Here is a 26,085-nt window from a genome sequence, read left to right as displayed (position 1 = left end):
GGTGATTGATGATTGCTAACAAAGATTGTCATTAGGAGGGGTGGATCAGGTAAACTGTGCAAGTATGATCATTTCAAAAAAATTGGCAGTTCTATGACAGGAAAAAATCTTGATTTACTGCGTGAAGCAGTGAAAAAGTGTGAAGAAAAAGGCATCAATCTTACCAGTAAGCGCAAAAAAGTACTTATCGTATTACAGGATCATGATGTTCCTTTGTCTGCCTATGAAATTGCCGATGTGTTAAAACAAAGTTTGGGCGAGAGTTTACCCATAATGTCTATCTATCGCATGTTGGATTTCTTAGTACAGGAACAATTAGTGCATAAGTTATTAACGGTGAATAAGTATATTGCCTGCCATCATGTATGCGATCATCACATTCATAATCAATTTTTAATTTGTAATACTTGTCAAAAAGTCACGGAGATAGCATTGCCCACTGCTCTTGTTGAACAGTTACAGTTGAATGTTAGCCAAGCAGAATTTACCTTATCGAGCCCACAGCTTGAATTAGCGGGTTGGTGTCATGAATGTCAGCAGCAACGTAATAGTTAAGTTATGTACATTAACTAATTTGGAACGCTATTTATCATGGTTGCTGAACTTATCCCATACTCACAGTAACGCTATAAATCCCCCAGCCTCCGACATTCTGGTCGATAATGTCCATCTAAAATCGTGGATATGCCAGTCTTGATTTCATATCGCGGACCAGCTCATTAATAGAAGCAACATTACCCGGTCGCTTGCCGTGGGAAAGCGCCATGGCGAGTGATATAAGTTCCACTGTTCTTATAATATCTCGAGTAAAGCGGAACTGATCGGCCTTCGAATGTGTTAAGCGGTTTCCAAAACGCATAGGGATCTATAATATTTACCCATGAATTTAGTCACACAGGGACCAGCTTACGTGCGTCAGCAAGTCCTAAATCCGGGTAGAGACCAAAGGTTAAGCACCCTGATGGATTATCAATCCTAAATCGATACTGCCATGTTATAGTCCCTGCAGGGATAATACGAACGCTTAAGCCGTCGCGGTCTGCAAGCTCTGGTTTCTCTAAATATGGATTGCCGTTTATTGCACGTAACCAATTGTCAGATAAAGACATTTTAATTACCCTGTGTACATGTGATTTTAGCTAATCTGACGCAGAACCCAATATATACAGATTATGTACTCACATCGAAGAGCTGCATACTAAATTGATGTGAATGACAACGAATCCAATTAAAGCAATTTAACTACTGATAACATGAAGTTACATGCTTTAGAGAACGAAAATAAATGAAGATGAAAGACGATAAAGCAGGGTCGATTTTTTGGCACGACTACGAAACATTTGGAGCGAACCCAGCGAAAGACAGACCCTCGCAATTTGCTGGCATTCGCACGGATTTAGATCTCAATATCATCGGCGAGCCTGAGACATTCTATTGTAAGCAAGCCACTGATTATTTGCCGTCTCCGGAAGCAATATTAATCACAGGGATCACTCCACAGTTAGCTAATTTAAAAGGCATCCCTGAAACTGAGTTTATGGGACGAATTCAAGCGCTATTTAGCCAACCAAACACTTGTGTTGCAGGTTATAACTCACTGCGTTTTGACGATGAAGTGACCCGTTATGGCTTTTATCGGAACTTTATCGATCCCTATGCCCGTGAATGGCAAAATGGCAACTCTCGTTGGGATATCATTGATTTAGTGCGCGCTTGTTATGCATTTAGGCCCGAAGGTATTAACTGGCCGACAAAGGAAGATGGCTCTCCGAGTTTTAAGCTAGAACATCTGACCCAAGCGAATGGTTTAAGCCATGAGAAAGCCCATGATGCTATGTCTGATGTGTATGCAACCATCGCCATGGCAAAACTCATTCGCGAGAAACAGCCTAAGTTATATCAGTACTATTTTGACCTGCGCCGTAAGCAAGCGGTTAGCGATCAAATCGATGTGCTCAATATGCAGCCTTTGGTCCATGTGAGCTCTAAAATTAGTGCGCGTAATGGTTGTGCAACGTTGATTTCACCCGTAGCGCACCATCCAACTAACAAAAATGCCGTTATTTGCGTTAATTTAGCCATGGATTTAACACCGCTATTCGAGCTAGATGTCGAGCAAATTAAAACGCGCATGTATACGTCAAGGGCTGATCTTGCCGAAGATGAATTACCTATTGCAGTAAAACAAATTCATCTTAATAAGTGCCCTTTTATCACCTCGGCAAAAATCCTCAGTGATGAGCATGCCGTTCGTTTAGGTATAGATAAAGAATTTGCCAGAGAGCAGTATAAACGCCTAAAACGTCACCCAGAATTACGTGAAAAACTGGCGCTATTATTTGAGCACGATGACAGCAGAGCGACCACAGATCCCGATTTGATGCTGTATTCTGGTGGGTTCTTTAGCCAAGCTGATAAAGCAAAAATGGAAATCATCCGTCATACCCTACCGCAAAATCTAGCGGCGTTAGATTTGCAGTTTGATGATCCACGTATTCCTGAAATGCTGTTTCGTTACCGCGCCCGTAATTACCCTGAACTACTCGATGATACAGAGTCGCAGCGCTGGCGTGAATTCTGTCAAAGTCGCTTAGCCGATCAAGACTACGTACTTAAATTAGAAAATTTGCTACAAGAAACACAAGCGGATGAGACTAAGCAAAAGCTACTTGCTGCCCTTTGTCATTATTTGCGTGAACTTTAAGTTGTGTAAATTCAAGCTTAAGTCTTTTGTTTTATAGTCTTAAGCTTATTTGTGTGCACCAATAGACTCACTCTATACGTGAGTAACATAAGTTTATCACTCTCGATAGCACTGACATTGACAGCGTATAAACGCGAGCTAACTCGCATTTATGCTGTAACAAAATTACTAGAATGTTCTTCCATGAACTTAACAAATAAGGAATAGGGAAATGCAAGATAGATTCATTCGTAGCATAACCCAACTGCCAACGCCGTTAGCCGATGCACTTATCCCAATGTTGCACCAGAATTTTGCTGGATACATTGATGCGCAGCAACTTGCTACGCTAACAAGTGCAAGCAAAATGACCGAAGCAGAAGTGTTATTAGCATTACTGCCGATAGCAGCGGCATTGGCCAAACCGCCTATCAGTGAGTTTTATGTCGGCGCGATAGCCAAAGGTAAAAGTGGCGATATCTACATGGGTGCCAACTTAGAATTACTCGGTGAAGCGTTATTTCATTCTGTCCATGCAGAACAAAGCGCTATCAGCCACGCATGGCTCAGTGGTGAAAGCCAAATTGTTGATATCATAGTTAATGCCAGTCCTTGCGGTCATTGTCGTCAGTTTATGAATGAACTGGTTGAAGGGAGCAAGATCTGCATTCATCTACCCGCACAGGAAAGCCATCCTCTGGCCTATTATTTACCCTATGCTTTTGGGCCAAAAGACTTAAATGTCACTTCGCCCTTAATGGCCAAGCAACAAACTGAATTTGCACTAGACAGTGCCGATCCTATGATCATAGAAGGCTTAGATCATGCCGGTTTAAGCTATGCACCTTACACCCAAAGTTTTGCCGCCGTGGTATTAGAAACTCACGATGGTGCAACCTATTGCGGTCGCTACGCAGAAAATGCGGCATTCAATCCCTCTATGCTGCCCATGCAGATGGCCTTATCAAATCTGGCACGCCACAATCGTGAGTTTAGCGATATCAGCCGTGCGGTTTTAATTGAGTCATCTCAAGGAAAAATCAGCTTAGTTGGCGCGACTATGGATGCGCTCCATACCGTTGCCGCCATCGAACTTGAGCACATAGTGGTAGATCCAGTGTAACTCCTGCTTCAAATGCCAAGGGTGTTTCAAAATGCCAACGGCGAAATACGTTAATACGTATTTCGCCGTTCGATTATCCACTTAAAGCTTAAAAATCAATTATCGTAAGCAATTCTGACGGCTAGTCATACTCCATCCTGTCTTCTACTAACCACGTCATTGAACTTAGCCAGATACTCCCCCTTACGCTCCTCCATCCTAATAAAACAAGCTTGCCGCTCCACTTCCGACATAACGCGCCACGCTAAAATTTCATCAAGATGCCTGAAACAACCTAAACAAATATCTTGCTGATCTAAACAACAATTTCGAATACAAGGAGTGACATTAGGATCATTCTGACCAGACAGCATATTCATTGCCACAAGGTTCAACAAAATGGAATCGACGGCCTCCCGGAAAACTAAAGATGTCAGCTGTGATAATGCCACCAGCAGTTACGACAGCCGTCAGAGTCAATTCTAAGTTCTGGCTGTAGATCACAATCAGCGGGCAACCTTTTGCGAGGGTGAAATTCACGTCGGCTTGATAGAATCCCCCAGTAATGCCGACATCCATAAAGCAACTGTATTCAGGGCCATAATCGACATAGGTCCATCCAAAAACCTGGCTAAAAAAGGCCTTAGAGCTCGCAATGTCGCGACTTGGGATTTCCAAATAATTGATACTGTGGTGACGATTCATAAACTTCCTTGCTATTTAATCAGGGCACAAAATGATGGACATAAAATGCGTAAGTAAAAATGGGAGCCAAAGTTCCCATTCTATTCGCGGCTTTAACTCAGGTTAACCTTGGATTAAGGCTGCGGCAAGTCCAATCAGACCGCCAAACACGCCGCCCCAAATCACTAACCAACCTAAGTGCGTTTGGATCATGTCCTGAACGATTTGTTTCACCATTTGTGGTGTTAACTCGTTTAATCTTTGTTCCACTATGTTAGCAATCTTAGTTTGCAGATCGGCCATCACATTTGGCTGTTCAATTTCTTGTTTCAGCAACTCGTGAAATGCATCGCTTTGTGCCATTTCAACTAAAGAAGCTTTCATCTTCACAATAAACGGCTCTTTTAACGGCAATAAGGCATCTGTGCCACCAAACATAGACAACATGCCGCCAAAGGAAGATTGGGCGACTGTGCTAATTAACGCATCAAAAGAAGGCGCTAAATCAACCTTTTCAATCACTGGCGCCAAGTCTATTTTACTCAGCCCTTCTTTTTCAGATAGGAATCGGTCGATATTTTCAGTGGTAAAAAACTGTTTCATCATCAAATGAGCAATGCCCGCCTTAAACTCTTCAAAACGAGAAGGCACAACTCCCGAACCATAGAGTCCGGGGACTTTCTCAAACAACATATAAACTGCAACCCAGTTGGTAATCGCACCCGATAAAGCAAATAATCCGACATTCAGGACAATTGCCGAATTCATCAGGTAACCCACAACGACCAAAGCAGCCGCCAATAAATTCGTCACTAAACTCTTATTCAATCTCGTATCCCCTAAGGTGGCATCGATAAGATGCAAAACTCGCCTATATTAACAAGTTAACGGGAGTCAGGTCTAACACTCAAACCACAGTAAACAAACCCGTTTTAAAATCTGTTTTCAGTGCTAAGTCTTGGCGCGAGGGGCAAGATGAAGCCCATCAACTAAGCCGCAGCGCCACTGAGCCACAAGAAGCTGATTAGCCAGCACCAAATAAAGTGAATCTCCTTGTAGAACATTAAGTTAATTTAATGTTTGCCGACCTAAAAAACGCAAAAATTTTAATTTACCGTCTGTGAATTATCAACTTACCTCAACTACACTCAATCAAGATAACGCACAAAAAATATGGCTCAAAATACAGCCGGCACTGAACACTGACAGTTAACCTCGGCTCAATACACAAAATTTACCCAAAATAGAATAAAGGATGCGCTTATGGAATCGGCTTTTAACACTGCAGGAGCGTTAAGTTGGCATGAATTGACAACCAATAATACTGAAGAGGCTATGCACTTCTATGCTGAGATTTTTGGCTGGCACTTTAAAACCGTCAAAATGCCCCACGGTAATTATCATATTATCGAAAATCAGGGCGTCAGCATTGGGGGGATCACCGATAGTTTGCTCCCAATGCTTCCCTCACATTGGACCGGCTACATTACCGTTAACGATGTCGATCAAGTCGCTATCAGCGCAAAAAAACTTGGCGGGGATATTCTGTTTGGTCCTGAAGATATTCCCGAAGTAGGCCGTTTTTGTTGGATAAAAGATCCACAAGGCGCCATTATTGCAGCGATTAGTTATTTAAATCGCTGATCAAAAATAGCCTCCAATATAGCGAGTATTGACGACTCAAATCATTAGCCATAGGCTGAAACACATGTAGTTATCAATGTAGATAATAGGTTACCACTCAGAAACGTCTTAGATCAGAAGACGTTATTGTCTGTGTAATACCAAGATTTCATTGGTAAAAATATAAATAATTTCTGGAAACATTAGCATTATTCGCTAGAATGTCCGTACTTATGGAAGTTTTTCCCTGTCTTATGCATTGGAGCCTTGATATTAATGCTGACCCAGTTATCGCAATTCAGACACTCTTTTTTTGCCCTCCCAAGATACCTGCGAGTGATTATTTACCTCACAGCAGTCTACCTTAGCTATGTCTGCACATTAGGTTTAATCCTCCCCTATGCGATAACCACGCTGGCACCAGAAAAACTCTCAACTCTGCTCGGTCGTCCCGTCACCCTCGGTGATATACGCATTAACCCTTTTAATTTCAAAGTCGAAATCGACCAACTGGCCATTAAAGAAAAAGACGACAAACCTTTTGCTGGCATTGCACAAGTCCAATTCGAAATACACTTTTGGCGATCTGTTTTTAATCGCGCCGCCGTTATCGAAAACATGCACATACAAGCACCTTTCGCACATATCATTCGCGTGGAGAAAAAAGGGAAAGCTGGATTCAACTTCGACGATATTTTGCAGACCTTGAACAAGCATTCATCCACGAGCACAGAAACAGCCCCCACAGAAGCCAGCTCACCCGTTCGTGTCCTGCTCAGCCAATTTGTGTTGGATGCGGGACAATTTAACTTCGATGACAAAATTACCCACGCTCAAGTGAACTACCCCAATATCAATCTAAAACTCAGTTCCCTTGATACTGAATATTTGATGGCGGCATCATCGGCATCGATAACACCAGCCATAAAAGTAAACAAAGTTGATAATACGACACCAAACGCCCAATCAACGTCTGACTCACCCATTGCGCCTATCAAGCACAATCACTATGCAATACAACTCAGTGATGATCATGCTGGTGAAATCAGTTTGCAGGGGCAATTCCAATTGTTCCCGCTAAAAGTTGCGGGTGACATCCAAGTCGCCAAACTGAAACTGACACCACTATGGCGATTTATCGACGATCAATTTAATCCCGTCCTCACGGATGGCGAGCTCAGTATTAAAACTCAGTATCAAGTGGATCTTGCCGAGAATGGTGAGTTACAAGTCACTAGCAACAATGGCCAGTTTATTGTTGAAAAACTTAACATTAACGACAAAGATCGCTCAGTGGTCAAGCTCCCCATGTTTGCCCTCGACGGCATTTCAGCCAACTTGAAGCAGCAGAAAGTGCATATCAACAAACTCCACAGCGATGGCCTAACAATGAGTGCCATTTTGAACCAAGACGGGCTCGATCTTGTTGGCTTATTCATGCCTAAATCGTTAAGCGCCTCCACAACGACTACGCAGCCGGTTGCTAAACCAATCGATGCTAAGCCAGCAGATGCTCAATCGCTAGAACGCGTACAAGTTGCGCAAGTGGAAGAAAAACGTCAAATAGCAGAGACTGCTACTGATGCAAGCGATAGCGCAGACAAAGCAACGGAAAGCGAATTAGCCGCAACTAACGAGAGTGATAAAACAGAACAAAAGACAGAAGCGACTGCAAATGTCACCACTAATGCCACTAAAGAAACCGCTGCAGACACCGCTTCAGAGGCAAATCCTCAACAGCCAGTCAAGCAAGCGCCTAAGACACCTTCAAAAGACACTTGGTTAGTGCAACTCGATGCGCTCAATATTGAAAACTATGACCTTAATCTATCAGAACAAAAGCTAACGGCAACGCCGCAGCAATGGCGAGTGTATCCGCTTAATTTTTCAACTAAGGTCATAACGAGTACTTTAACCGCTCCGATTGAATATGAGCTACAACTCAGCCTCAATGGTCAAGGTACTTTGAGCTCTCAAGGCCAAGTCGATGTGACGGGCGAAACCATAGATGCCAATATCCAACTCGATAAGCTGGCATTAACCCAATTTCAGCCCTATTTAGCGCCCTACGTGAATATCCAGCTCAAGAGCGGTCTATTAAGCTCAGCAGGCAAACTGACCGCCGATGCTAAAGGCAAAGCCATTTACGGTGGCAATGTTGAGCTCGATGATTTAGCTATTCATGACAAATTGCGTAATGCTCCGCTGGTCAAATGGCAAAAGATGAATATCAATCAACTGGATTTTGACCAACAGAAAAATCAAATCAAAATTGATCACTTAGCCTTTAATCAACCCTACGCCAAAGTGGTGATAGCCAAAGATAGAACCACTAATATCAGCGATCTTATCGTTGAGGCTCCGGCTGCAAATAGCAAGACAACTAAAAACACAACCACAGCCAGTGCTAAGCAAACCGAGCTGCAAACGGCAAGCAAGACAACGCCTGAGTTAAGCCTCGATATTCAAAAAATTAGCTTTAGCCAAGGCTCAGCTTACTTTGCCGATAACTCACTGACACCAAACTTTGCCTCAGGGATTGAGTTACTTGAAGGTAATATCACTCACTTGTCGTCAACGCCAGGGACGAAGGCCTCGGTCGATATCAAAGGTAAGATAGACAAGTACGCGCCTGTAACTCTAAAAGGCGATATTAACCCTTTGCTAGATATGCCATATTTAGATCTCGACTTAGTCTTTAAGAGCGTTGAGTTAACCTCAGTCAATCCTTACTCAGGCACCTATGCGGGTTACTACATAGATAAAGGGCAGCTATCACTATCGCTGAACTATCAACTCGATAAGAACAAGCTCAAGGGCAGTAACCATCTGGTCATAGACCAACTGAAACTTGGTAAACCCAGTGACAGTGACCTTGCCACTAGCTTACCCATCACGCTCGCGATTGCCCTGCTGCAGGACCGTAACGGCGTGATTGATTTAGGTACGGAGGTCTCAGGCGATTTAGACTCACCCAGCTTTAGTGTCGGCAGCATCATAATGACGGCGATTACCAATGTGATCACTAAAGCCGTCACAGCGCCCTTCACTTTCTTAGCAGGACTCATAGGCTCTGACGAAACCTTAGATAAGATCAGCTTTGCCGCAGGTAAATTCAGCCTAAGTGAAGATGAGCAAAAAAGTTTAGACAAACTCGCTAGCGCCTTACTCGACAGACCTATGCTCAAGCTCAGCGTTGAAGGGGAAGTCGATGCCATCAATGACAGCCAAGCCATTGCTGAGCGCATCATGAAGCGTAAATTGGCTAAATTAGCCAATATTGAATTTAGTGCGTTACCTGATGATTTAAGTCCTAGTCAATTCCCGACCCAAGGGCCGCTTGCCGATGCGCTAGTAAAGCTTTATGAACAAGAAGTTAAAGCCGATCCTGCCCAAATCAAAGACACTGTTATCGCAGAGGCCAAAGACGCGCAGCTTTCAGATGACGAAATCACCACCCGCTGGCATATCGCTTTATATAATCTGTCGGTAAAAGCGCAGAATGTTAACGATGGCATGTTGGGTAATTTGGCCCAAGAAAGAGCCAAAGCCGTTAAAGCTTACCTTGTGGACGTGAAAGAAATTGCTCCAGAGCGGATCTTCTTGCTCGAAAGCCGAGTGAGTTTAACCCAGAATGCAGCCCAAGTGAGCCTCACCATTGATGCTCAATAACTTAGCCAATTAACTTGCTTTTTATATAAAACTAAGCCCGCTAAAGTTCGACTTTAGCGGGCTTTTACCTTATGGCTAAGCGTCATAACCAATCAAAAAACCATTCTTCTACAATCAAATCATCTATCTGTTAATTCACTCTAAAATGTTGGCCGAGCTTGGTGCCATAGGTTACACTCTGCGGCCTTTATACAACTGAGATCACAGTTTTTAAACGACTGGGTCTCAGACTCGCCGCACGCTTTCTGTGGCGCCATGACGCACAAATGTTCTTCCACAAAAATTATCATTAAGGTCAATAACATGTTTATCATTCGCTGGATTTTAGGCAGGATTATTCTGTTTTTAAACTTCGTATTTAGCCCTAAGAAGCGCCAACGTCCACTGGCTGAGCAACAAAAAATTGATGCTCAAACTCAAGCATTAGCCCTGTATCAATATCCTGCATGCCCATTTTGTGTAAAAGTCCGCCGTGCAATGCGTCGCCAAGGACTCGACATCGTGACCCACGACGCTAAAAAAGCACCGTATAAAGATGAACTCATCGCTCAAGGCGGCAAACAGCAAGTGCCTTGTCTGCGGATTGAAGAAAACGGTCAAGTACAGTGGTTATATGAATCAAAAGAAATCATTAACTACTTAGACCAACGCTTCGCCTAAATCACGGCGCAACGGTCAGCGCAAATATACAAATAAGTGCGCCCAGTAAACTTTTCAATCGTCTGTTCAATGGGCTCCTTACAAAGGGCTTTACGTTGGAATGACGAGGTTTCGGGCGCAGTTCATTTATTGCGTTGTTTTATCGCATTTACTTACGCCACAAATATTCACGGTCAGAATAATCAAATAACCACTGGGGCTGATACACCACCAATAGCGTCACCGCCATTCCATTAAGCAATGCCTCTGGGAATGCCAGCAAAGGGATTAGCATCAGGTAGTCGTCCGCTAACACATTCCAATCGCAATCCGCTGCAGACCACAACCACATCGCCCAACTCAATTGATGAAATACAGTTGAGAGGCCCGCATTGATAAAACCACCGACGAAGATGAATACAAAAATATGCTTAGGAAATAAATGGTAACTGCGACTGTATAGGATAAAACACAGAAACAGCGGCACGGCCATAGCGAACAAACTAAAAGCACCAAAATCAGCGGGCTGCTTTAATACAAAAAGACTAAAAAAAGCGCTCGGCAACAGCAACACTAGAGTCGGAAGACGCCAGCCGAACATCAGCATACAAGTGACAATTCCCAGAAAATGCAGATGCAACCCAGTTTGAATACTGGCATTTAACGACCACAGTGCATTGATCCCCACCAACGTCAGCAACAAACGTAATTGGAGATGTTTATCCCGCCGGAGCTGCACTAACTCTTCTTTTGGCCATATGGCGTAGATCCATAACGCCAAGAACATAAGGCATATACCTTGAGTCAGGCTCATATCCCATTCGATTTGCGCCCATTTATTCGACCAAAACGCCAACATTACTCGCCCATCCTTAATCCATTACACCTATCGGCGCGTACTCAGCCAATGAGAATGCCATAAATCCATGAACTTTAGGGCCATATTAAGGTATTCTTCTGTCAGTTAATAACTAAGAGTTAAATTTGATTATGCCGTTTCGATATCTCAGCCTTGCCATCTTAAGTTGTTTCTCGCTCATCGCCTGCAGCAGTGCGCCAATTGACCCGAGTGAACTCGCCGGAAAATTACGGGATAAGTTAACGACGGATATTAAAAGCGATGGCCTTAAACTCTTCAGCTACAAAGCGCGTCTGGTCGATGAAAAGTCGACAATGAATGATACAGAGCGCCCTTTTCCACACGAGGCACGCATACGTAATATGCAAGATCCCCGTGAGCAACGTCGCGCGATGCAAGATCTACAGGACTCATTAGAAATTTGGGGGAGACAGGTTGATTTGGGTTTAATCAAAACCCTTGAAATGACGGGTTATTGCCGCGAAGGTTATATTGAATTAAGCCGAATTATCGAGCCTGGTCGAGGAGAAATCCGCGGTGAGTGCCAAGAGGGTGCAACCAATGCTGATAAACAAAAATTTATGAGCTATTAACTAAACTCAAAGTAATGAAGAAACGTGCACAGTTACCAATACAAAAAACTTAAATCGGCTAAAAATAGCTAAAACGATAATAAGCAGAATAAAAAACAAGCATGCGCGTATGAGACAATACGCGCATTCACGTCACACTAAACTGATTCGGTCAGTGGCACAGCACGATTTTCCAATAACACAGGGATACCTTCAGTGATCGGATAAGCAAGTTTATCTGCCTTACAAATCAACTGCTGCGTCGTTTTATCGTACTCAAGTTTTCCCTTACACACAGGGCAAGCCACTATATCTAACAATTTTTTATCGAATGCCATGGAAGTTTCCTTATTTAGCTGCAGCCACTTCACGAAGACGTGCGAGCAGCTGTTCATCAAATTGTGGGGATAGCTTGGCATCGACCGCCAAATACCACCAGTTTTCTTGTGCAAAATCGCGACATTTAACCGCATCTTTTTCTGTCATCAACAGTGGCAAGCCTTGGGCTAAATCACCTAACTGGGTTTTATCGTAGGCCTGATGGTCATCAAAACCATGGCAGAAGGCCAGTTGATAGCCTTGTGCGCGCAACGATTCAAAGAAACGCGCTGGATTACCTATGCCCGCCATCGCAACGAGCGGCAAAGACTTATCGAAAGTATATTCACCAGACGTCGCATCACATTTAACAGGCTTCACTGCCGTAGGTGTCAGTTGCATTTCGAACTGCCCTTTTGCTGCTGAGCCACCATTACTGACAATAAAATCCACGGTATCGAGACGCCACGCGCCTTCACGCAATGGACCTGCTGGCAATAGCAAGCCATTGCCTAAACCGCGCTGACCATCAATCACCACCAGCTCAATATCGCGTGCCAGAGCATAATGCTGTAGGCCATCGTCACAGATGATGACATCAACACCAAACTCAGCAATAAGCGCATTAGCCGCATCGACCCGTTTAGCACCAACCACCATAGGCACTTGAGTACGCGCCACTATCATGGCAGGTTCATCACCCACCTCTGCCGCACTTGCACCTAAGCAAACCGATTTAACGCCTTGAATATCAACACCGTAACCACGACTGATTACACCGGGGTGAAATCCATGTTGGCGCAGTAATTCAATCAGATAAATCACAGTTGGCGTCTTACCGCTGCCACCGACGGTAATATTACCGACGACGATGACAGGTACAGGCATTACAGTTTGTGATTTCATCCCTAGGTGAAACAAAGCGCGGCGCACATAAGTGATAACCGCGAATAAGCCAGATAACGGTAACAAGAGCCATCGCAGTGGATGGCCCTGATACCAGATTTTATTCACTAAGGCCTGCATCTAACTACCAAATTGCATTTGGTATAATTTGGCGTACATGCCATCTAATTCCAATAGTGATTGGTGCGTCCCGCGCTCGACAATCCGCCCCTGATCGACTACTAAAATCTGATCGGCACTCTCGATGGTCGACAACCTGTGGGCGATCACTACAGATGTGCGGTTTTGTCTGAGGTTATCTAACCCTTTTTGAATGGCTTTTTCTGACTCAGTATCCAGTGCAGAGGTCGCTTCATCGAGGATCAACACAGGCGCATCACGCAACATAGCGCGCGCAATCGCAATCCGCTGCCTTTGACCACCGGACAATAACACACCATTCTCACCCACTTGGGTATCAAGGCCTTGGGGCAGCTGATCAATAAACTCCATCGCATAGGCCAAGGTCGCAGCTTCAATGATCTGCTCACGAGTCGCCTCACCGGGATAGGCGTAGGCGATGTTGTTGGCAATCGTATCGTTGAATAAGGTCACCTGTTGCGATACCAGTGCCACTTGATTGCGCAGCGATTTTAGCGAGTAATCGTAGATACTGACGTCATCAAGCAGAATATCGCCGGATTCAAGGCCCGTATAAAAACGGGTCACTAAACTCGCAATAGTCGACTTACCTGAGCCAGAACGTCCAACTAAGGCTAAGGTTTGCCCGGGTTTGACTTCAAAATCGACATTCTCAAGTGCACGACGATCTTGGCTGTCATAGGTAAAACACACATTATCAAAACGTAGATGACCCTTAGCACGCTCGACAGTATAAGTTCCCGTATCGGACTCTGGCAGCGTATCCAGTAATTCAAACACTGTGGTACAAGCCGCAATACCCCGTTGAAATTCGGCATTCACTCGGGTTAAGTTTTTGATGGGTTGTAACATGGCCATCATGGCGCCAAGAATCGTCGCGAAGGTACCCGCGGTAAGATCGGCTTTCATGCTGTCTAAGCTTGCCGCATAAAGTACAAAGGCTAAGGCGAATGAGCCAATAATCATGATCAAAGGCTGACTAATGGCTTGTGCCACAGCTAACTTCATATTTTGATGGCGGTTTTGATCGTTTACTTTAGCAAAACGGGTTGCTTCTGTTTCCTGTCCACCAAAGGCCAATACGTTTTTATGGCCCTTAATCATTTGCTCAGTTGTGGCACTCACGCCGCCCATGGCGGTTTGAATTTGCTTAGAAACCTTACGGAAACGACGACTAACCACCGCAATGACCATGCCCATGATAGGACCAATCACAAGAATACAGAGGGATAGCTTCCAAGAGTTATAGAACATCAGCACCAGCATACCAAACACAGTCACACTATCGCGGACGATGGAAATCAAAGCACTTCCCGATGCTCGAGCGATTTGCTCAGTATCAAAAGTCACTTTTGAGATCAAGTTACCGGTATTTTCCTTATCCATATAACTGACAGGCAGACTCAGATAATGCTCAAACACTTGCTGACGCATGTCCATGATCAAACGTGCACTCATATATGAAATGCCGTAAGTCGAAACAAAGTTAGCAAAGCCACGTAGGGAAAACATAACGATAACCACAAGCGGCGCCATCATAAGCACGTCGTTGTTTGCGTGGAAACCTTCACTGGTTGGCAATGCGATGCCGTTGGTCACCGCAGCAGGTGCGCCGCCGGAGAAACCCTTATCAATAAAGGGGCCGATGAAAGCGATAAAGGCGGCATCGACGAGACCATAAATAATTAATCCCGCAACTGAAAGCATAAACATGCCTTTCATCTGTTTTATATAGCCCAGTAATCGTTTGAAAACTGTCCACATTTCGTCTTTAGGAGATGTTGTCATTGATAACACTAAATTATGGCAAAGTAGGCATTCTACTCTGGATTAATCAAGTCACCAAATCTAAACAGAGAGTTGTACCAAAATGGCGCTAAATCACCACGATAGGTCTTAACCTCTCGCTCAGACTGCTGAAAAATCACACTAATCTGCCCTTCTATACCTGTAGTTAGGCCCATAATCTCCCGTTGCTGATACCGTTCAACCACTGTGGATTTTGGAAATCCCCAGCGATTAGCAAAACCAGCAGGAAACAAGACTAACTTGGGTGCAACAGCATCAATAAAGGCTTCAGTTGACGAGGTTTTACTGCCGTGGTGGGGCGCAACGAGCACTTCACTTTGTAACTCATACTCACCACTTAAGGCACGACTTAATAGCGAAGTTTCGATTTGCTTTTCGATATCCCCCGTAAGCAGTAGACTCTGCCTGTCATCATCAATGCGTATAACACAGGAACCATTATTACCCACTAACGCTTGAGGCGGAGAAAGCAAATTCAAGCTCAGCCCTTGCCATTGAATCTGCCTTGGGCGGCAATCTTGGCCGCTAAAGCCTGCCACGTCAGTGATCACTAAAGCCTTAGGGTAAGCCTCAATCAAAACAGGGGCACCACCTGCATGATCGTTATCGCTATGGCTGATAACAATATAATCAATCTCTTGAATGCCTTTGGCTTTTAGGAAAGGCAATATCACCCGCTCCGCATAACTGAAGTCATCACCAAAAGCGGCACCAGTGTCGTAAACCAGCCCTCTATCATTCTTTTCAATAACCACAGCTAAACCTTGGCCCACATCCAGTAAATGCATAGCCCATCGATTATTTTGAACGGGTGACCACAGCGTAATACAGAAAAGCAAAGTGGGAATAAACAGTAAACTCAGCAGGCTTAACCAAGAAGTATAATTTTTATTTTTAGGCACATAGCGCCATAACACACCACCGATGAGCGCGGATAACCCCAAGGCTAATATCGTATCTGAAAGCGCTAACCAGTGGGCTGGCAATTGCGGGCTTATGTCTAGCAACTGCGCATAGGGTGATAAACTCCAATCACTTAGGCGAAGCAGTCCCAACCAAGAGAACCCAAACGCAGTACCAACCCACCAGCATATAAATCCCGCCATAGCTAATGGGATAACAACAAAACTAAACCATGGCACAGCTAGAATATTCATCCACAAGCTGTGTAAACTCACACCACCAAAGAGTGCTCCTTGCAGTAATCCAAGCCCAAGGCTCAAGCGCCACTGGATGGCCCAAAATTGTAAAAGCCCCGCGCCTACACGCGTCCTTCGAGTCGACACAGCCGTAAACTCTTTGGGCTGGATGACTAAGGTATATAAAATCACCCCTAAAGCACAAAACGACAGCCAAAATCCCGCACTTAAACAAGCAAGCGGGTCGAGTAACAATACGACAAACAATGCAAACAGCAAGCGCTCCCACGCAGTAGAAAATCGCTTTAATAAACTCAGTAGCATTAACAGTAAAATCATCACGAGTGCACGCTGAGTCGACACACCAAAGCCTGCAAGATAGGCATAAAATGCGGCGCCTATACCTGCCGCGACTAACGCAAAAGTCATATTACGTCGACTCTGATGTGACACCAAACGACTCAATCCAAACAAAAGGCAAGCGTATACCCATGCCGCGACGACGGAGAGGTGCAAACCGGAAATCGCGACTAAATGGCCAGTGCCAGTCTGCCTTAGTGCTTGCCAACGGGCTTGCGAGATCAAATGCTTATCCCCCAAAAGCAAGGCGAGTAAAATGTCACCTTGAGGTAAAGAGGCTAATTCAGGTATCAATGCGCTTATGAGGTCATTACGCAATGAAGGCGAAACCGCAAGTAACTGCGCCTCAATCACTCGTCCTTTACCGACAACATGTTGACTGATTAATTGTTTTTGTTCGTTGTAGCCGCCTTGATTTAGCACGCTAGCAATGCTCTTAGGTGTCAACGTAAACAGCCAAACCTGACCCACATCGACTTCTGGCGGATCTTTCCACGTGAGTCGCAATTTTGCGTTTGGCCCTAAGATTAAATTTGGTTTAATGAGCGATATATCCAAACTTAGCCAGTCGCTGTTTCGACTAACTAGTGATATGATTTCGCCCCTTACCTGTATAGGTTGTTGTAACACTGGCAAATCCTGCCTAGATAATCCTAAGCAAAAACCAGTTAGCCATGCTACCGCAAAGAGCCCACCTGCACAGACAGGGATTTTTCGGTGTAAGATTAACGCCCCAACAACAAGGTAGGGTATGTAACTGACTGGCGGCAGCGAAGGCCATAACATCGCTGATAATAAGATGGCACTAAAGCCAAACATGAATCGATTCATAGTGAATTAAGTTAAGACAGCAATTTCAGCATATGCCAAAAAAATTAATTAAAAGATTTATGCCTAAGCCTGAAACCTTGCGTGAGCATAAACACTTACGCATGTTCGGACGCTTGTTACATAATCCCAATCTATGGGCACTTAATCGAAAATCCGCCCCAGGCGCATTTGCCGTAGGGTTATTTGTCGCTTGGATCCCAATGCCATTTCAGATGGTTGTTGCAGCGGCTTTTGCCATTCTATTTAACGTTAATATTCCTGTTTCAGTTGCATTAGTATGGATAACCAATCCCTTAACTATGCCAGTGATGTTTTATGGGGCGTATTTGCTCGGTGCTAAAATACTCGGCCATGCTCCGCAAGATTTTGCCTTCGAAGCAAGCTGGCAATGGATTGAAGCATCGCTTGCGACCATAGGTCCGGCATTCTTACTCGGGTGTCTCGTGCTAGGAGTGGTTTTTTCCGCTGTCGGTTATTTGCTGATTAATAATCTGTGGAAATATTCAATTATGTTTAAGTGGCAGAAACGCAAGAATAAATAATCTCTTATATTCAAACCGCTTATGTTGGTACAACGATTGAGTCAAGGTAACAGCATAAGCGGATTAACACATTCGCTCTCGCTTCCCTTTTGTTCATCATGTAAATCACCTTCTGCATACAACCACGTTAACTCCACTTTGCGCCGAATTTAAGATCATACATATCTGTGAATTAAATCACACAGCGGCGCCTAGCTTTTCCCTAAAAACAGATTTTTGCTGTTACTATTTATAAAAACATCAAGTAGGGAATATCCATGCCTTTTTATCATCAATATGGTTCTAAAAGCCTCAAAGCCGTTGAACACTTAGTCCTATTTATTATTGCCATTGCCACCATAGTTGCAATAGGCCAAGAAATTGTGCATATCATCTCTGTACGTATGGTCGCACTGGCTGATTTACTCTTGTTATTTATTTTCTTAGAAGTATTAGCCATGGTGGCTAACTACTATGAATCCGGTAAGTTACCAGTACGTATGCCGCTTTATATTGCGATTGTCGCCTTGGCCCGTTACCTAATCTTAGATATGAAGAGCATGGAAGACTGGCGTATCGCAGCAATATCATTATCGACGCTAATTTTAGCGGCAACCGTGATTGTGATTCGTTGGGGCCAATTAAAAATGCCTTATCCAAAAAATCAAGAATACGACAATTAATCAAATACCTGAGTTGGTGCTATTGAAACCTAAATCAATGGCACCTGCAGTTCTCGTTTTAAAACTATTATCAAAGACCTAGCTTTCACATTGGTATTCTGCCAAAAAGCAATTATGCTAGTTTTACTGAGATCAATAATTTACGGGGCAATTGAGTTATGGGTGACCATACTACTGGTTTTGAAGAAAAACGCACATCGCTGCGAGTCGACATGGAAGCAGAGCGCGTGGTCTTGAATTGGATCGACACTCAAGGCATGAAGCAAACAGATGAAGGTGTGTGTATCGACTTAGCAAGACGCGGCATTTTATTCGATTATAAAAATCCGTTTGCACTGGGCGAACTCATCGAAGTGACCTTTAATCCCAATTCAACCCAACAAAATACCGTTAAAGGACAAGTCTGCCGCTGCGCAAAATGCCACGACCAAAGCTACCACATTGCCATGCAACTGCTTTAATTTAACTTAAATTTCGCAGCTTTAATGGCTCTGTTCTACACTCAATGAATTGAACAATTCATTAAGGGGCGTCAGTATGATCTTGCTGGTAGGTGGTGAAAAAGGTGGTAGCGGAAAAAGTTGTCTCGCTCAAAATCTTGCCGTTTATATTAAGCAAAAATTTCAGGCAAACGTCCTCATGGTCGATTGTGATCCCCAACGCACGACTTCAGATTGGATCCAAGCAAGAAATAATGATCCAAGCCTCCCAAGCATTAATTGCATCCAACTTTACGGCAAGATTCGTAATGATTTACTCAGCCTCAATGAGCGTTTTGACTACGTAATTGTAGATTGTGGTGGCCAAGATAACTTAGCCATGCGCGCAGCTATGTCGGTAGCGACTTATGTTGTGATCCCCCTCAGACCCAAAAGACGAGATCTCAAAACATTACCCCACATGGAAGACATGCTAAGTACGTGTAAGATGGTGAATCCTAAAATGATCGCGACTATAGTGCTCACCCAATGTCCAGCGCTTCCCACACAGTTTAAACGCATTTTAGAAGCCAAAGATGTGGTGCAATCCTTTGGACTAAGGGTGCTAAATTCAGTTACATTTTGTCGAAATATTTATGATGACAGTGAAGAAAGAGGCTCTTCAGTCGTCGAAATAGAACCCGATGGGAAAGCAGCTGATGAGATCCGCGCCATAGCGGATGAGTTATTCGCAATGCCACCAGAAAATAGCTATGAGCTTAACTGATCTTAAACGTAAGAAACCTAAGCAAATCATCAAGCCGGTTTCTGTCGATGATTTCATTGAAGATGCCAATAACTACGCCTTAGGTAAGGCGAGTTTATTAGCTGCGCCCACCACACACACCATAGTTAAGGGCTTAGATAAAAAATCGACTAAGATTTATCGCCACGCGACCTTTACCCTCACTGAAAACAGTATTTCTCAGCTTGATGCCCTATCGAAATCCACCAATATTGCAAAATCTCGATTACTGCGTATTTTGATCAATGAATTTACCCAACTCCCCCCCGCACAGCAGGAGCAAATTGCAAATAAGCGCCACGATGAAACCTGAGCTTCAACAAAACGATTACACGTCTATGTGACTAAAACTAATCAACGAAATAAAATGAGTACACACTATAGTCACTGTGTATTATACCAATCATATTAAATAGTTAGTCAGTTCAGAGCCTCACTGGCATCTCAATCCAAGGCGCATTGATGCAGAAATGGTCATTCCCTTTTAAGTAATGCAACACCGGAGTGGAATGCCTGTGGCTCCCGAAGGGCGGCTGATGTTAATGGCATCGCGCTTTATACTGCGTTTAAGGCTTTTGACAGAGCACCACTATGCCTTCAAGCCTTTGCCTTGTCTAAAGCGCTTTGAGCTCCCGCTGAATGAACAGATATGGTATTAATGCTCACACCTTCGCCCAGCCACAAGTTGAATACCTTGGGACGTTTCGTGAAACTTACCTTTAGCTATGAGTAACTGAATTAACGCTTCGGCACTCAAATCAGTTGAACTACAAGTATGGTATCGAGCCGCCGAGCCAAACTTTTGCTCCATCATGGAAATTAATTCAGGCTTTATAATAGCGGCCCCTTGAGCTACCATCAGCGCCATAACATCATGACCGTGAACAGAATTGGACATATGCCCTCCTAAAGATGCAATATTATTGTTCTTTATATCCTAACGGTTAAATTCGAACCCTGATCTCGCGCACAAACTTTCAAATGGGGACGACTGCGCCGACATCTGTGACGATAATGTGAGCCATTATGTCTTTGATCCTATTACTGACCCAACAGATGTCGCTGTACTTAGTGATCGTTTACTTAGTCAGTAAAACGCCACTGTTTAAACTTTTTGCCGAAACGTCTCCTCGTCTGCCACATAAGATTTTTATGTATCTGATTTTTTCGAGTTTCTGCATCATGGCCACTTATTTTGGTGAGCAAACCTCGGGAGCGATTGCCAACACTCGTGCTATGGGCGCAGTTTTGGGCGGATTATTAGGAGGACCGGTTACTGGTTTTCTGGTGGGGCTGACTGGTGGGCTACACCGCTACTGTATGGGCGGCTTTACTGATATAGCCTGCGCCATCTCCACCACCTTAGAAGGCTTATCCGCAGGGATGATAAGCTTCTACTTAAGACGCGCAGATAAAAGTGAGCTCATCTACAATCCATTACTCGTTTGCCTAGTGACTTTTTATGCTGAAATGATGCAAATGAGCATCATACTTTTGGTTGCACGCCCCTTCGATGATGCATGGGAATTAGTACGTCAAATCGCGCCGCCCATGTTATTAGTCAATTCCGTGGGAGCGGCACTCTTTATGAGCATGATCCGTGACCAAAAAACCATGTTTGATAAACTCTCATCGAGCTTTTCGACTAAGGCATTAAAAATTGCCGAACGCAGTGTCGGATTACTATCCAAAGGATTTAACGAAGAAAGCAGTAGTCATGTCGCCCAAATCGTCATCGAAGAAACCAATGTGGGTGCAGTGGCCATCACGGACAGGGAAAAACTGTTAGCCTTTATTGGCATAGGCGCCGATCACCATCTCCCTGGTACACCGATTTCGTCCAAAATCACCTTAGAAGCCATCAATCAAAATAAGGTCATGTTCGCCGATGGCGTTGAAACGCCCTATGCATGCTCTATTTCTTCTCATTGCCGTCTAGGGTCAAGTCTAGTGATCCCGCTGCGCAGTGATACTGAAGTCATTGGCACGATTAAACTCTATGAGCCTAAGAATAAACTTTTTTTGAATATCAACCGTACTTTAGGTGAAGGTATTGCCCGCCTATTATCAAACCAAATTCTTTATGGCCGGTTTGAGCAACAGCAAAATCTACTGACTCAAGCCGAACTTAAATTGCTGCAGGCTCAGGTCAATCCGCACTTTTTATTTAATGCACTGAATACCATTAGCGCGATTATCAAACGTGATCCTGATATGTCTAAACAGCTACTGCAGCAGTTATCGCAATTTTTACGGATCAATTTAAAGCGAACGACAGGCTTAGTGACGCTTGGGGATGAGCTAGATCACATAGCGTCCTATCTCACCATTGAAAAAGCGCGTTTTATTGATAAATTACAAGTCAGTATCGCGATACCTGAATCACTCTACCACTGTAAAGTCCCCGCCTTTACCCTGCAGCCAATTATTGAGAATGCCGTAAAGCACGGCACTTCGCACATGATTGAGCAAGGGCAGATTAAAGTGACTGGCAAGCTCGAAAATGATGTGCTGGAGCTAGAAGTCACAGACAATGCCGGGTTGTATCAGCCCATTGAGGGCTCAGAAGGTCTAGGGATGAACTTAGTGCATAAGCGAATTCAAAATATTTTTGGCGAACAATACGGCGTGACAGTGGAGTGCGAGCCCGATCAATTGACTCGTGTCACCATAAGATTGCCCATAGAAAGCCCTGAAACATCAAATATGGATAATCGCACGTGATCACTTGTTTAATTGTCGATGATGAGCTGTTTGGTCGTGAAGAATTAGCTGACCTTTTGGGGCAAGAACACGACATCCAAATCGTCGGTCAATGTGCCAATGCTATTGAGGCATTACAGAGCATAACCAAAGAAAAACCTCAGTTAATCTTTCTTGATATCCAAATGCCACGCATTTCGGGCATGGAACTTATTGCAATGCTCGACCCCGATGACATGCCGAAAATCGTGTTTGTCACCGCCTACGACGAGTTTGCCGTCAAAGCCTTCGACAATCATGCCTTCGATTATTTACTCAAACCCATAGATGCCGACAGACTCAGTAAAACCCTCACTCGCGTGCGTAAAAATCTAACGCCTCAGGCTATGGACTCCATTACCCCAAAGAGTCTTGAACATATTCCCTGCTACAGCGGCAATAAACTCAAAGTCATTGCAATCCAAGATGTGGAATATGTGTTCAGTGACTTAAGCGGCATCCATGTGGCCAGCACGAAAGGCAAAGTCCATACCCAGTTGACCTTGAAAGTGTTCGAAGAAAAAACCCCACTGGTGCGCTGCCATCGGCAGTATTTAATTTCACCTAAGGCGATTGCTGAAATTGAGCTGTTAGATACGGGGGCTGAAGTCACCACTCATTTAGGCGATAAAGTCCCCGTATCACGCCGCTATCTTAAAAGCCTTAAACAGCTATTTGGCTTTCAATAAACACAATACCAAAGTTATCTTAGCGACGTATTTTTAGCCATAAGATGGCCAACAACACTCACCGTTAACATACAATGGTAACCACTTAAGCTCACCAATTGCCGCTCACACTGCATTTTCGACCACTCATTGAAATTACAAAGTTTTATATCAACAACTTGTTTACACTCGCCAGAACTCAAATGGGGAGATAACAAAAATGATGTGGTTCCTACTCTGTGTCGGTCTACTGATCGGCGGCTACTTTATCTACGGCGCCTTTGTCGAGAAAGTCTTCGGCATTAACGCTAATCGTCAAACACCCGCTTTCAGTCAAACTGATGGCGTCGACTTTGTGCCTATGTCTAAAGGTAAAGTCTATCTAATTCAATTATTAAACATTGCAGGTGTAGGCCCAATCTTTGGTCCTATCTTAGGTGCACTCTATGGTCCTGCAGCTATGTTGTGGATTGTGGTTGGCTGTATCTTTGCAGGTGCAGTGCATGACTACTTCTCCGGTATGTTGTCAGTGCGCAATGGCGGTCAATCCGTGCCAAACCTTGCGGGTAAGTATTTAGGTAAGAGCGCCAAACACTTCATGAACGTGTTTGCTATTGTGCTGTTACTGCTAGTCGGTGTGGTCTTTATCTCTGCGCCTGCAGGCTTACTTGGCAAGCTTACTGGTTGGGATGTCAGTATCTTCGTTGGTATAATCTTCGTCTATTACCTGATTGCAACTGTGGTACCTGTCGATAAAATTATCGGTCGTCTGTACCCCTTCTTTGGCGCTTTATTGTTCTTCATGTCGTTTGGTTTAGCTTTCGCAATTATGCTATCAAGCGAGCATACCTTACTGCCTAACGTACAAGCGGGCGATTTCTTCCAAAACTTAAATCCGAACGACATGCCACTTTGGCCTGCCCTATTCATCACTATTGCCTGTGGCGCGGTATCGGGTTTCCATGCTACTCAATCACCGTTAATGGCCCGCTGCGTTGAAAATGAGACTAATGGTCGCTTCGTCTTCTTTGGTGCCATGATTGGCGAAGGCATAATCGCATTGCTTTGGTGTGCCATCGCGTTGTCTTACTTTGGCGGAGTAGAAGGGTTGAGTGCGGGTATGTCAGGTAACCCTGCCAACGTCGTCTATGAGGCCTCTACCGGTCTGTTAGGCGCTATCGGTGGCTTTATGGCTATCCTAGGAGTGATTATTCTGCCGATTACCTCAGGCGATACGGCTTTCCGCTCTGCGCGTTTGATTCTGGCTGAATTTTTCAATATGCCACAAATCTCACTACCAAAGCGCTTAGTGTTAGCTCTCCCACTGTTTGTTATCGGCGGCATATTGACCCAAGTGGACTTTGGTGTGATTTGGCGCTACTTCGGTGTAGCAAATCAAGCCACTGCAGTATTAATGCTGTGGACGGCTTCGGCTTACCTGCTACGACATAACAAACTACATTGGATTGCGACAATTCCAGCGATGTTTATGACCACTGTGGTTATCACCTTCCTACTGAACTCGTCAACCTTAGGCGCAGGTTTACCTATGACGGTATCAACCATAGCGGGCATAGTCACAACCTTAGTGATTACAGCACTCTTGATTGTGAAAACCAAAGGTAAAGGCGAAATTGATTTACCGGTTGAAACTGAGCTTAAAGAGCCAGTCAAAGACTAGTCAAACAGTCCAAATGACCAACCTAAAACAGGCGCTTTATTGCGCCTGTTTTGATCATACTGCTGCACCAATAACAGCTATCACAGGTTTGAGCTAGCAAGGTATTCAAGCTTGACTCGATACCATTGCACACTGTATCAGGCATACAAAACTGCTATACTCCCGCCATAGCACACTGCAACATGCATAATATGAATCAATCGAATAACCCGCTCCACGGCATTAAACTGGAAACGATCATCACTTATTTAGTCGAGAAATACGGCTGGGAAGAATTAGGTGAAAGAATTAATATCCGCTGTTTTACCCACGATCCCAGCATCAAATCCAGTTTACGTTTTTTGAGAAAAACAGAGTGGGCGCGGGATAAAGTCGAATATCTTTATTTAAGAGCCAATAAATTACCCTTGCCGCCACCCAAAGCAGACTCTAGTCAAGCGGCTAAGAAGCCTGCGGCAAAAATTGCGACGAAGAAAACCAATCAAACTCCCCCTGACAAGTCTGTTAAAAGCGATAAACCTAGCACAGATGACAAAGTAAATAGCCATATTTGGGGTAACAGTTAATCTTCGCCCTCTGCAGCCATAAAACGTGAACAGCCCTCACTTGAGGGCTGTATTGTCATCAGCAATATCGCGCTTTTTGCCAAATAAGCCAAAAATTAGCTTCAGTTTTCCAATTAATGGCCGATAGCGATTTGAGTATCAACACAGTTTGCATCTAATGGAGTATGGAATGAGCATTAATGGAATAAACAGTGCCACAATCGGCTCAACTTTCACTCCGGTATCGAGCGCATATATCGCAGCAACTCCTGCCACAACAAAAACGGCGACTAATGAATCGACAGCAGATGCGCAGGATACTCAAGACACAGTCTCCATTTCTTCAGCCGGCCGCGCCGCATTGTCCGCAGATGTAGGTGCCCCTTTAAGAGACAATGCTGCAGCAAAAAAAGATGGAACAGAAAATGATGCGTCAGAAGAGCCCATGACGTTAATCGACCAACAGATCCAGAAAATAAAAGAGCAGATCAAAACACTACAAAAAATGCTGGCCAAACTTAAAGGAGATGACTCTGAGGTTGCGGAGCAACAGCGTAAGTTAATCCAAGAACAAATAATGCAGCTAAGTAGTCAAATAGCGACCTTGACTGATAAGAAGATGCGCGACGCGCAAAAGTCAGCTTAGACAAGATAACTGACCAATAGTCTTTGTAATACATCCC

27 protein-coding genes are annotated in these 26,085 nt (G+C 44.2%); 17 read left to right on the top strand and 10 right to left on the bottom strand.

Annotated elements, in window-relative coordinates:
• Positions 1-93 precede the first annotated feature (93 nt).
• On the top strand, positions 94-555 hold the full coding sequence (locus L5M29_RS06365; RefSeq protein WP_263166807.1) for a Fur family transcriptional regulator: 462 nt from the start codon (positions 94-96) through the stop codon (positions 553-555).
• Between the two features lie 335 nt (positions 556-890).
• Here the strand turns inward: L5M29_RS06365 and L5M29_RS06360 are convergent, their stop codons facing one another.
• On the bottom strand, positions 891-1,109 hold the full coding sequence (locus L5M29_RS06360) for an Arm DNA-binding domain-containing protein (protein WP_263166806.1): 219 nt from the start codon (positions 1,107-1,109) through the stop codon (positions 891-893).
• A 176-nt stretch (positions 1,110-1,285) separates the two neighbouring features.
• On the opposite strand from L5M29_RS06360, the gene sbcB reads away from it, so the two are divergent.
• The gene (gene sbcB, locus L5M29_RS06355; protein WP_263166805.1) at positions 1,286-2,704 is read left to right on the top strand and encodes an exodeoxyribonuclease I; all 1,419 of its coding nucleotides are present in this window, start codon (positions 1,286-1,288) and stop codon (positions 2,702-2,704) included.
• A 211-nt stretch (positions 2,705-2,915) separates the two neighbouring features.
• Positions 2,916-3,806, top strand: coding sequence for a cytidine deaminase (gene cdd / locus L5M29_RS06350; RefSeq protein WP_263166804.1), 891 nt, complete (start codon positions 2,916-2,918; stop codon positions 3,804-3,806).
• 125 nt (positions 3,807-3,931) lie between these two features.
• Here cdd and L5M29_RS06345 read toward each other — a convergent pair whose 3' ends face one another.
• The 3 genes from L5M29_RS06345 to L5M29_RS06335 all read right to left on the bottom strand — a co-directional run bounded on the left by L5M29_RS06345 (position 3,932) and on the right by L5M29_RS06335 (position 5,297).
• Positions 3,932-4,165 (bottom strand): DUF1289 domain-containing protein, encoded by a 234-nt coding sequence (locus L5M29_RS06345; protein ID WP_263166802.1) that lies wholly within the window; start codon positions 4,163-4,165, stop codon positions 3,932-3,934.
• On the bottom strand, positions 4,140-4,490 hold the full coding sequence (locus L5M29_RS06340) for a VOC family protein (protein WP_105252887.1): 351 nt from the start codon (positions 4,488-4,490) through the stop codon (positions 4,140-4,142). Before L5M29_RS06340 ends, L5M29_RS06345 begins: the two co-directional genes overlap by 26 nt.
• A 102-nt stretch (positions 4,491-4,592) precedes the next feature.
• Positions 4,593-5,297, bottom strand: a complete 705-nt coding sequence (locus L5M29_RS06335; RefSeq protein ID WP_105253144.1) for a DUF445 domain-containing protein — start codon at positions 5,295-5,297, stop codon at positions 4,593-4,595.
• A gap of 435 nt (positions 5,298-5,732) precedes the next feature.
• Between L5M29_RS06335 and L5M29_RS06330 the strand changes: the two genes are divergently transcribed.
• The 3 genes from L5M29_RS06330 (at position 5,733) to L5M29_RS06320 (ending at position 10,424) form a co-directional block, all read left to right on the top strand.
• Positions 5,733-6,113: a VOC family protein gene (locus L5M29_RS06330; RefSeq protein ID WP_028760394.1), complete on the top strand. Its 381-nt coding sequence runs from the start codon at positions 5,733-5,735 to the stop codon at positions 6,111-6,113.
• Positions 6,114-6,368: 255 nt separating this feature from the next.
• Positions 6,369-9,764, top strand: coding sequence for a DUF748 domain-containing protein (locus L5M29_RS06325; protein WP_263166800.1), 3,396 nt, complete (start codon positions 6,369-6,371; stop codon positions 9,762-9,764).
• A 303-nt stretch (positions 9,765-10,067) separates the two neighbouring features.
• Entirely contained in the window at positions 10,068-10,424 is a 357-nt protein-coding gene (locus L5M29_RS06320; RefSeq protein ID WP_263166798.1) for a glutathione S-transferase N-terminal domain-containing protein, read from the top strand.
• 148 nt (positions 10,425-10,572) lie between these two features.
• Here L5M29_RS06320 and L5M29_RS06315 read toward each other — a convergent pair whose 3' ends face one another.
• A complete protein-coding gene (locus tag L5M29_RS06315; RefSeq protein WP_263166796.1) occupies positions 10,573-11,262 on the bottom strand; it encodes an energy-coupling factor ABC transporter permease in 690 nt (229 codons plus the stop codon).
• 131 nt (positions 11,263-11,393) lie between these two features.
• On the opposite strand from L5M29_RS06315, the gene L5M29_RS06310 reads away from it, so the two are divergent.
• Positions 11,394-11,855 (top strand): hypothetical protein, encoded by a 462-nt coding sequence (locus L5M29_RS06310; RefSeq protein ID WP_028760398.1) that lies wholly within the window; start codon positions 11,394-11,396, stop codon positions 11,853-11,855.
• Between the two features lie 137 nt (positions 11,856-11,992).
• Here L5M29_RS06310 and L5M29_RS06305 read toward each other — a convergent pair whose 3' ends face one another.
• The 4 genes from L5M29_RS06305 to L5M29_RS06290 are packed head-to-tail and all read right to left on the bottom strand — an operon-like array spanning position 11,993 to position 17,338.
• Complete coding sequence (locus L5M29_RS06305; RefSeq protein WP_006081200.1) at positions 11,993-12,172, bottom strand: Trm112 family protein; 180 nt, start codon at positions 12,170-12,172, stop codon at positions 11,993-11,995.
• A gap of 10 nt (positions 12,173-12,182) precedes the next feature.
• The gene (gene lpxK, locus L5M29_RS06300) at positions 12,183-13,178 is read right to left on the bottom strand and encodes a tetraacyldisaccharide 4'-kinase (protein ID WP_263166794.1); all 996 of its coding nucleotides are present in this window, start codon (positions 13,176-13,178) and stop codon (positions 12,183-12,185) included.
• Entirely contained in the window at positions 13,179-14,987 is a 1,809-nt protein-coding gene (gene msbA, locus L5M29_RS06295; protein ID WP_105252892.1) for a lipid A export permease/ATP-binding protein MsbA, read from the bottom strand. It abuts the gene before it with no gap.
• Between the two features lie 32 nt (positions 14,988-15,019).
• Positions 15,020-17,338, bottom strand: a complete 2,319-nt coding sequence (locus tag L5M29_RS06290; RefSeq protein WP_263166793.1) for a DNA internalization-related competence protein ComEC/Rec2 — start codon at positions 17,336-17,338, stop codon at positions 15,020-15,022.
• Between the two features lie 32 nt (positions 17,339-17,370).
• Here L5M29_RS06290 and L5M29_RS06285 point away from each other — a divergent pair, with 32 nt between their 5' ends.
• The 5 genes from L5M29_RS06285 (at position 17,371) to L5M29_RS06265 (ending at position 20,079) form a co-directional block, all read left to right on the top strand.
• On the top strand, positions 17,371-17,880 hold the full coding sequence (locus L5M29_RS06285) for a DUF2062 domain-containing protein (protein ID WP_028760402.1): 510 nt from the start codon (positions 17,371-17,373) through the stop codon (positions 17,878-17,880).
• Positions 17,881-18,137: 257 nt separating this feature from the next.
• A complete protein-coding gene (locus tag L5M29_RS06280) occupies positions 18,138-18,542 on the top strand; it encodes a phosphate-starvation-inducible protein PsiE (protein WP_263166792.1) in 405 nt (134 codons plus the stop codon).
• Between the two features lie 158 nt (positions 18,543-18,700).
• Positions 18,701-19,003, top strand: coding sequence for a PilZ domain-containing protein (locus L5M29_RS06275; protein ID WP_212599906.1), 303 nt, complete (start codon positions 18,701-18,703; stop codon positions 19,001-19,003).
• A 76-nt stretch (positions 19,004-19,079) separates the two neighbouring features.
• Positions 19,080-19,748, top strand: a complete 669-nt coding sequence (locus L5M29_RS06270; protein WP_028760405.1) for an AAA family ATPase — start codon at positions 19,080-19,082, stop codon at positions 19,746-19,748.
• The gene (locus L5M29_RS06265) at positions 19,735-20,079 is read left to right on the top strand and encodes a replication protein RepA (RefSeq protein ID WP_263166791.1); all 345 of its coding nucleotides are present in this window, start codon (positions 19,735-19,737) and stop codon (positions 20,077-20,079) included. Before L5M29_RS06270 ends, L5M29_RS06265 begins: the two co-directional genes overlap by 14 nt.
• 342 nt (positions 20,080-20,421) lie before the next feature.
• On the opposite strand, the gene L5M29_RS06260 is transcribed toward L5M29_RS06265, so the two are convergent.
• Positions 20,422-20,664, bottom strand: coding sequence for a YecH family metal-binding protein (locus L5M29_RS06260; protein ID WP_131524333.1), 243 nt, complete (start codon positions 20,662-20,664; stop codon positions 20,422-20,424).
• Positions 20,665-20,792: 128 nt separating this feature from the next.
• Here L5M29_RS06260 and L5M29_RS06255 point away from each other — a divergent pair, with 128 nt between their 5' ends.
• From L5M29_RS06255 to L5M29_RS06235, 5 genes are all read left to right on the top strand, one after another.
• Positions 20,793-22,490 (top strand): sensor histidine kinase, encoded by a 1,698-nt coding sequence (locus L5M29_RS06255; protein WP_263166790.1) that lies wholly within the window; start codon positions 20,793-20,795, stop codon positions 22,488-22,490.
• Complete coding sequence (gene btsR, locus L5M29_RS06250; protein ID WP_263166789.1) at positions 22,487-23,197, top strand: two-component system response regulator BtsR; 711 nt, start codon at positions 22,487-22,489, stop codon at positions 23,195-23,197. Before L5M29_RS06255 ends, btsR begins: the two co-directional genes overlap by 4 nt.
• A 199-nt stretch (positions 23,198-23,396) precedes the next feature.
• Positions 23,397-24,857, top strand: a complete 1,461-nt coding sequence (locus tag L5M29_RS06245) for a carbon starvation protein A (protein ID WP_219252841.1) — start codon at positions 23,397-23,399, stop codon at positions 24,855-24,857.
• 182 nt (positions 24,858-25,039) lie between these two features.
• Positions 25,040-25,423, top strand: coding sequence for a VF530 family DNA-binding protein (locus L5M29_RS06240; protein ID WP_219252843.1), 384 nt, complete (start codon positions 25,040-25,042; stop codon positions 25,421-25,423).
• A 169-nt stretch (positions 25,424-25,592) separates the two neighbouring features.
• Positions 25,593-26,048 (top strand): FlxA-like family protein, encoded by a 456-nt coding sequence (locus tag L5M29_RS06235; protein ID WP_263166788.1) that lies wholly within the window; start codon positions 25,593-25,595, stop codon positions 26,046-26,048.
• Positions 26,049-26,085 lie beyond the last annotated feature (37 nt).

The organism is Shewanella sp. SM95, from assembly GCF_025653595.1.
GTDB lineage: Bacteria > Pseudomonadota > Gammaproteobacteria > Enterobacterales > Shewanellaceae > Shewanella > Shewanella oncorhynchi.
Note: the sequence above shows the minus strand (reverse complement) of the source record. Positions and strands in the feature narration are given on the sequence as shown.

Excerpts from the sequence above, each read along its gene's own strand:
- L5M29_RS06305 (WP_006081200.1), bottom strand. The coding sequence starts at position 12,172 with ATGGCATTCGATAAAAAATTGTTAGATATAGTGGCTTGCCCTGTGTGT.
- sbcB (WP_263166805.1), top strand. The coding sequence starts at position 1,286 with ATGAAGATGAAAGACGATAAAGCAGGGTCGATTTTTTGGCACGACTAC.
- L5M29_RS06265 (WP_263166791.1), top strand. The coding sequence starts at position 19,735 with ATGAGCTTAACTGATCTTAAACGTAAGAAACCTAAGCAAATCATCAAG.
- cdd (WP_263166804.1), top strand. The coding sequence starts at position 2,916 with ATGCAAGATAGATTCATTCGTAGCATAACCCAACTGCCAACGCCGTTA.
- L5M29_RS06320 (WP_263166798.1), top strand. The coding sequence starts at position 10,068 with ATGTTTATCATTCGCTGGATTTTAGGCAGGATTATTCTGTTTTTAAAC.
- L5M29_RS06275 (WP_212599906.1), top strand. The coding sequence starts at position 18,701 with ATGGGTGACCATACTACTGGTTTTGAAGAAAAACGCACATCGCTGCGA.
- L5M29_RS06245 (WP_219252841.1), top strand. The coding sequence starts at position 23,397 with ATGATGTGGTTCCTACTCTGTGTCGGTCTACTGATCGGCGGCTACTTT.
- L5M29_RS06315 (WP_263166796.1), bottom strand. The coding sequence starts at position 11,262 with ATGTTGGCGTTTTGGTCGAATAAATGGGCGCAAATCGAATGGGATATG.
- L5M29_RS06285 (WP_028760402.1), top strand. The coding sequence starts at position 17,371 with ATGCCAAAAAAATTAATTAAAAGATTTATGCCTAAGCCTGAAACCTTG.
- L5M29_RS06330 (WP_028760394.1), top strand. The coding sequence starts at position 5,733 with ATGGAATCGGCTTTTAACACTGCAGGAGCGTTAAGTTGGCATGAATTG.
- L5M29_RS06240 (WP_219252843.1), top strand. The coding sequence starts at position 25,040 with ATGCATAATATGAATCAATCGAATAACCCGCTCCACGGCATTAAACTG.
- L5M29_RS06365 (WP_263166807.1), top strand. The coding sequence starts at position 94 with ATGACAGGAAAAAATCTTGATTTACTGCGTGAAGCAGTGAAAAAGTGT.
- L5M29_RS06270 (WP_028760405.1), top strand. The coding sequence starts at position 19,080 with ATGATCTTGCTGGTAGGTGGTGAAAAAGGTGGTAGCGGAAAAAGTTGT.
- msbA (WP_105252892.1), bottom strand. The coding sequence starts at position 14,987 with ATGACAACATCTCCTAAAGACGAAATGTGGACAGTTTTCAAACGATTA.
- L5M29_RS06235 (WP_263166788.1), top strand. The coding sequence starts at position 25,593 with ATGAGCATTAATGGAATAAACAGTGCCACAATCGGCTCAACTTTCACT.
- lpxK (WP_263166794.1), bottom strand. The coding sequence starts at position 13,178 with ATGCAGGCCTTAGTGAATAAAATCTGGTATCAGGGCCATCCACTGCGA.
- L5M29_RS06325 (WP_263166800.1), top strand. The coding sequence starts at position 6,369 with ATGCTGACCCAGTTATCGCAATTCAGACACTCTTTTTTTGCCCTCCCA.
- L5M29_RS06255 (WP_263166790.1), top strand. The coding sequence starts at position 20,793 with ATGTCTTTGATCCTATTACTGACCCAACAGATGTCGCTGTACTTAGTG.
- L5M29_RS06310 (WP_028760398.1), top strand. The coding sequence starts at position 11,394 with ATGCCGTTTCGATATCTCAGCCTTGCCATCTTAAGTTGTTTCTCGCTC.
- L5M29_RS06260 (WP_131524333.1), bottom strand. The coding sequence starts at position 20,664 with ATGTCCAATTCTGTTCACGGTCATGATGTTATGGCGCTGATGGTAGCT.
- L5M29_RS06345 (WP_263166802.1), bottom strand. The coding sequence starts at position 4,165 with ATGAATATGCTGTCTGGTCAGAATGATCCTAATGTCACTCCTTGTATT.
- L5M29_RS06360 (WP_263166806.1), bottom strand. The coding sequence starts at position 1,109 with ATGTCTTTATCTGACAATTGGTTACGTGCAATAAACGGCAATCCATAT.
- L5M29_RS06290 (WP_263166793.1), bottom strand. The coding sequence starts at position 17,338 with ATGAATCGATTCATGTTTGGCTTTAGTGCCATCTTATTATCAGCGATG.
- L5M29_RS06340 (WP_105252887.1), bottom strand. The coding sequence starts at position 4,490 with ATGAATCGTCACCACAGTATCAATTATTTGGAAATCCCAAGTCGCGAC.
- L5M29_RS06280 (WP_263166792.1), top strand. The coding sequence starts at position 18,138 with ATGCCTTTTTATCATCAATATGGTTCTAAAAGCCTCAAAGCCGTTGAA.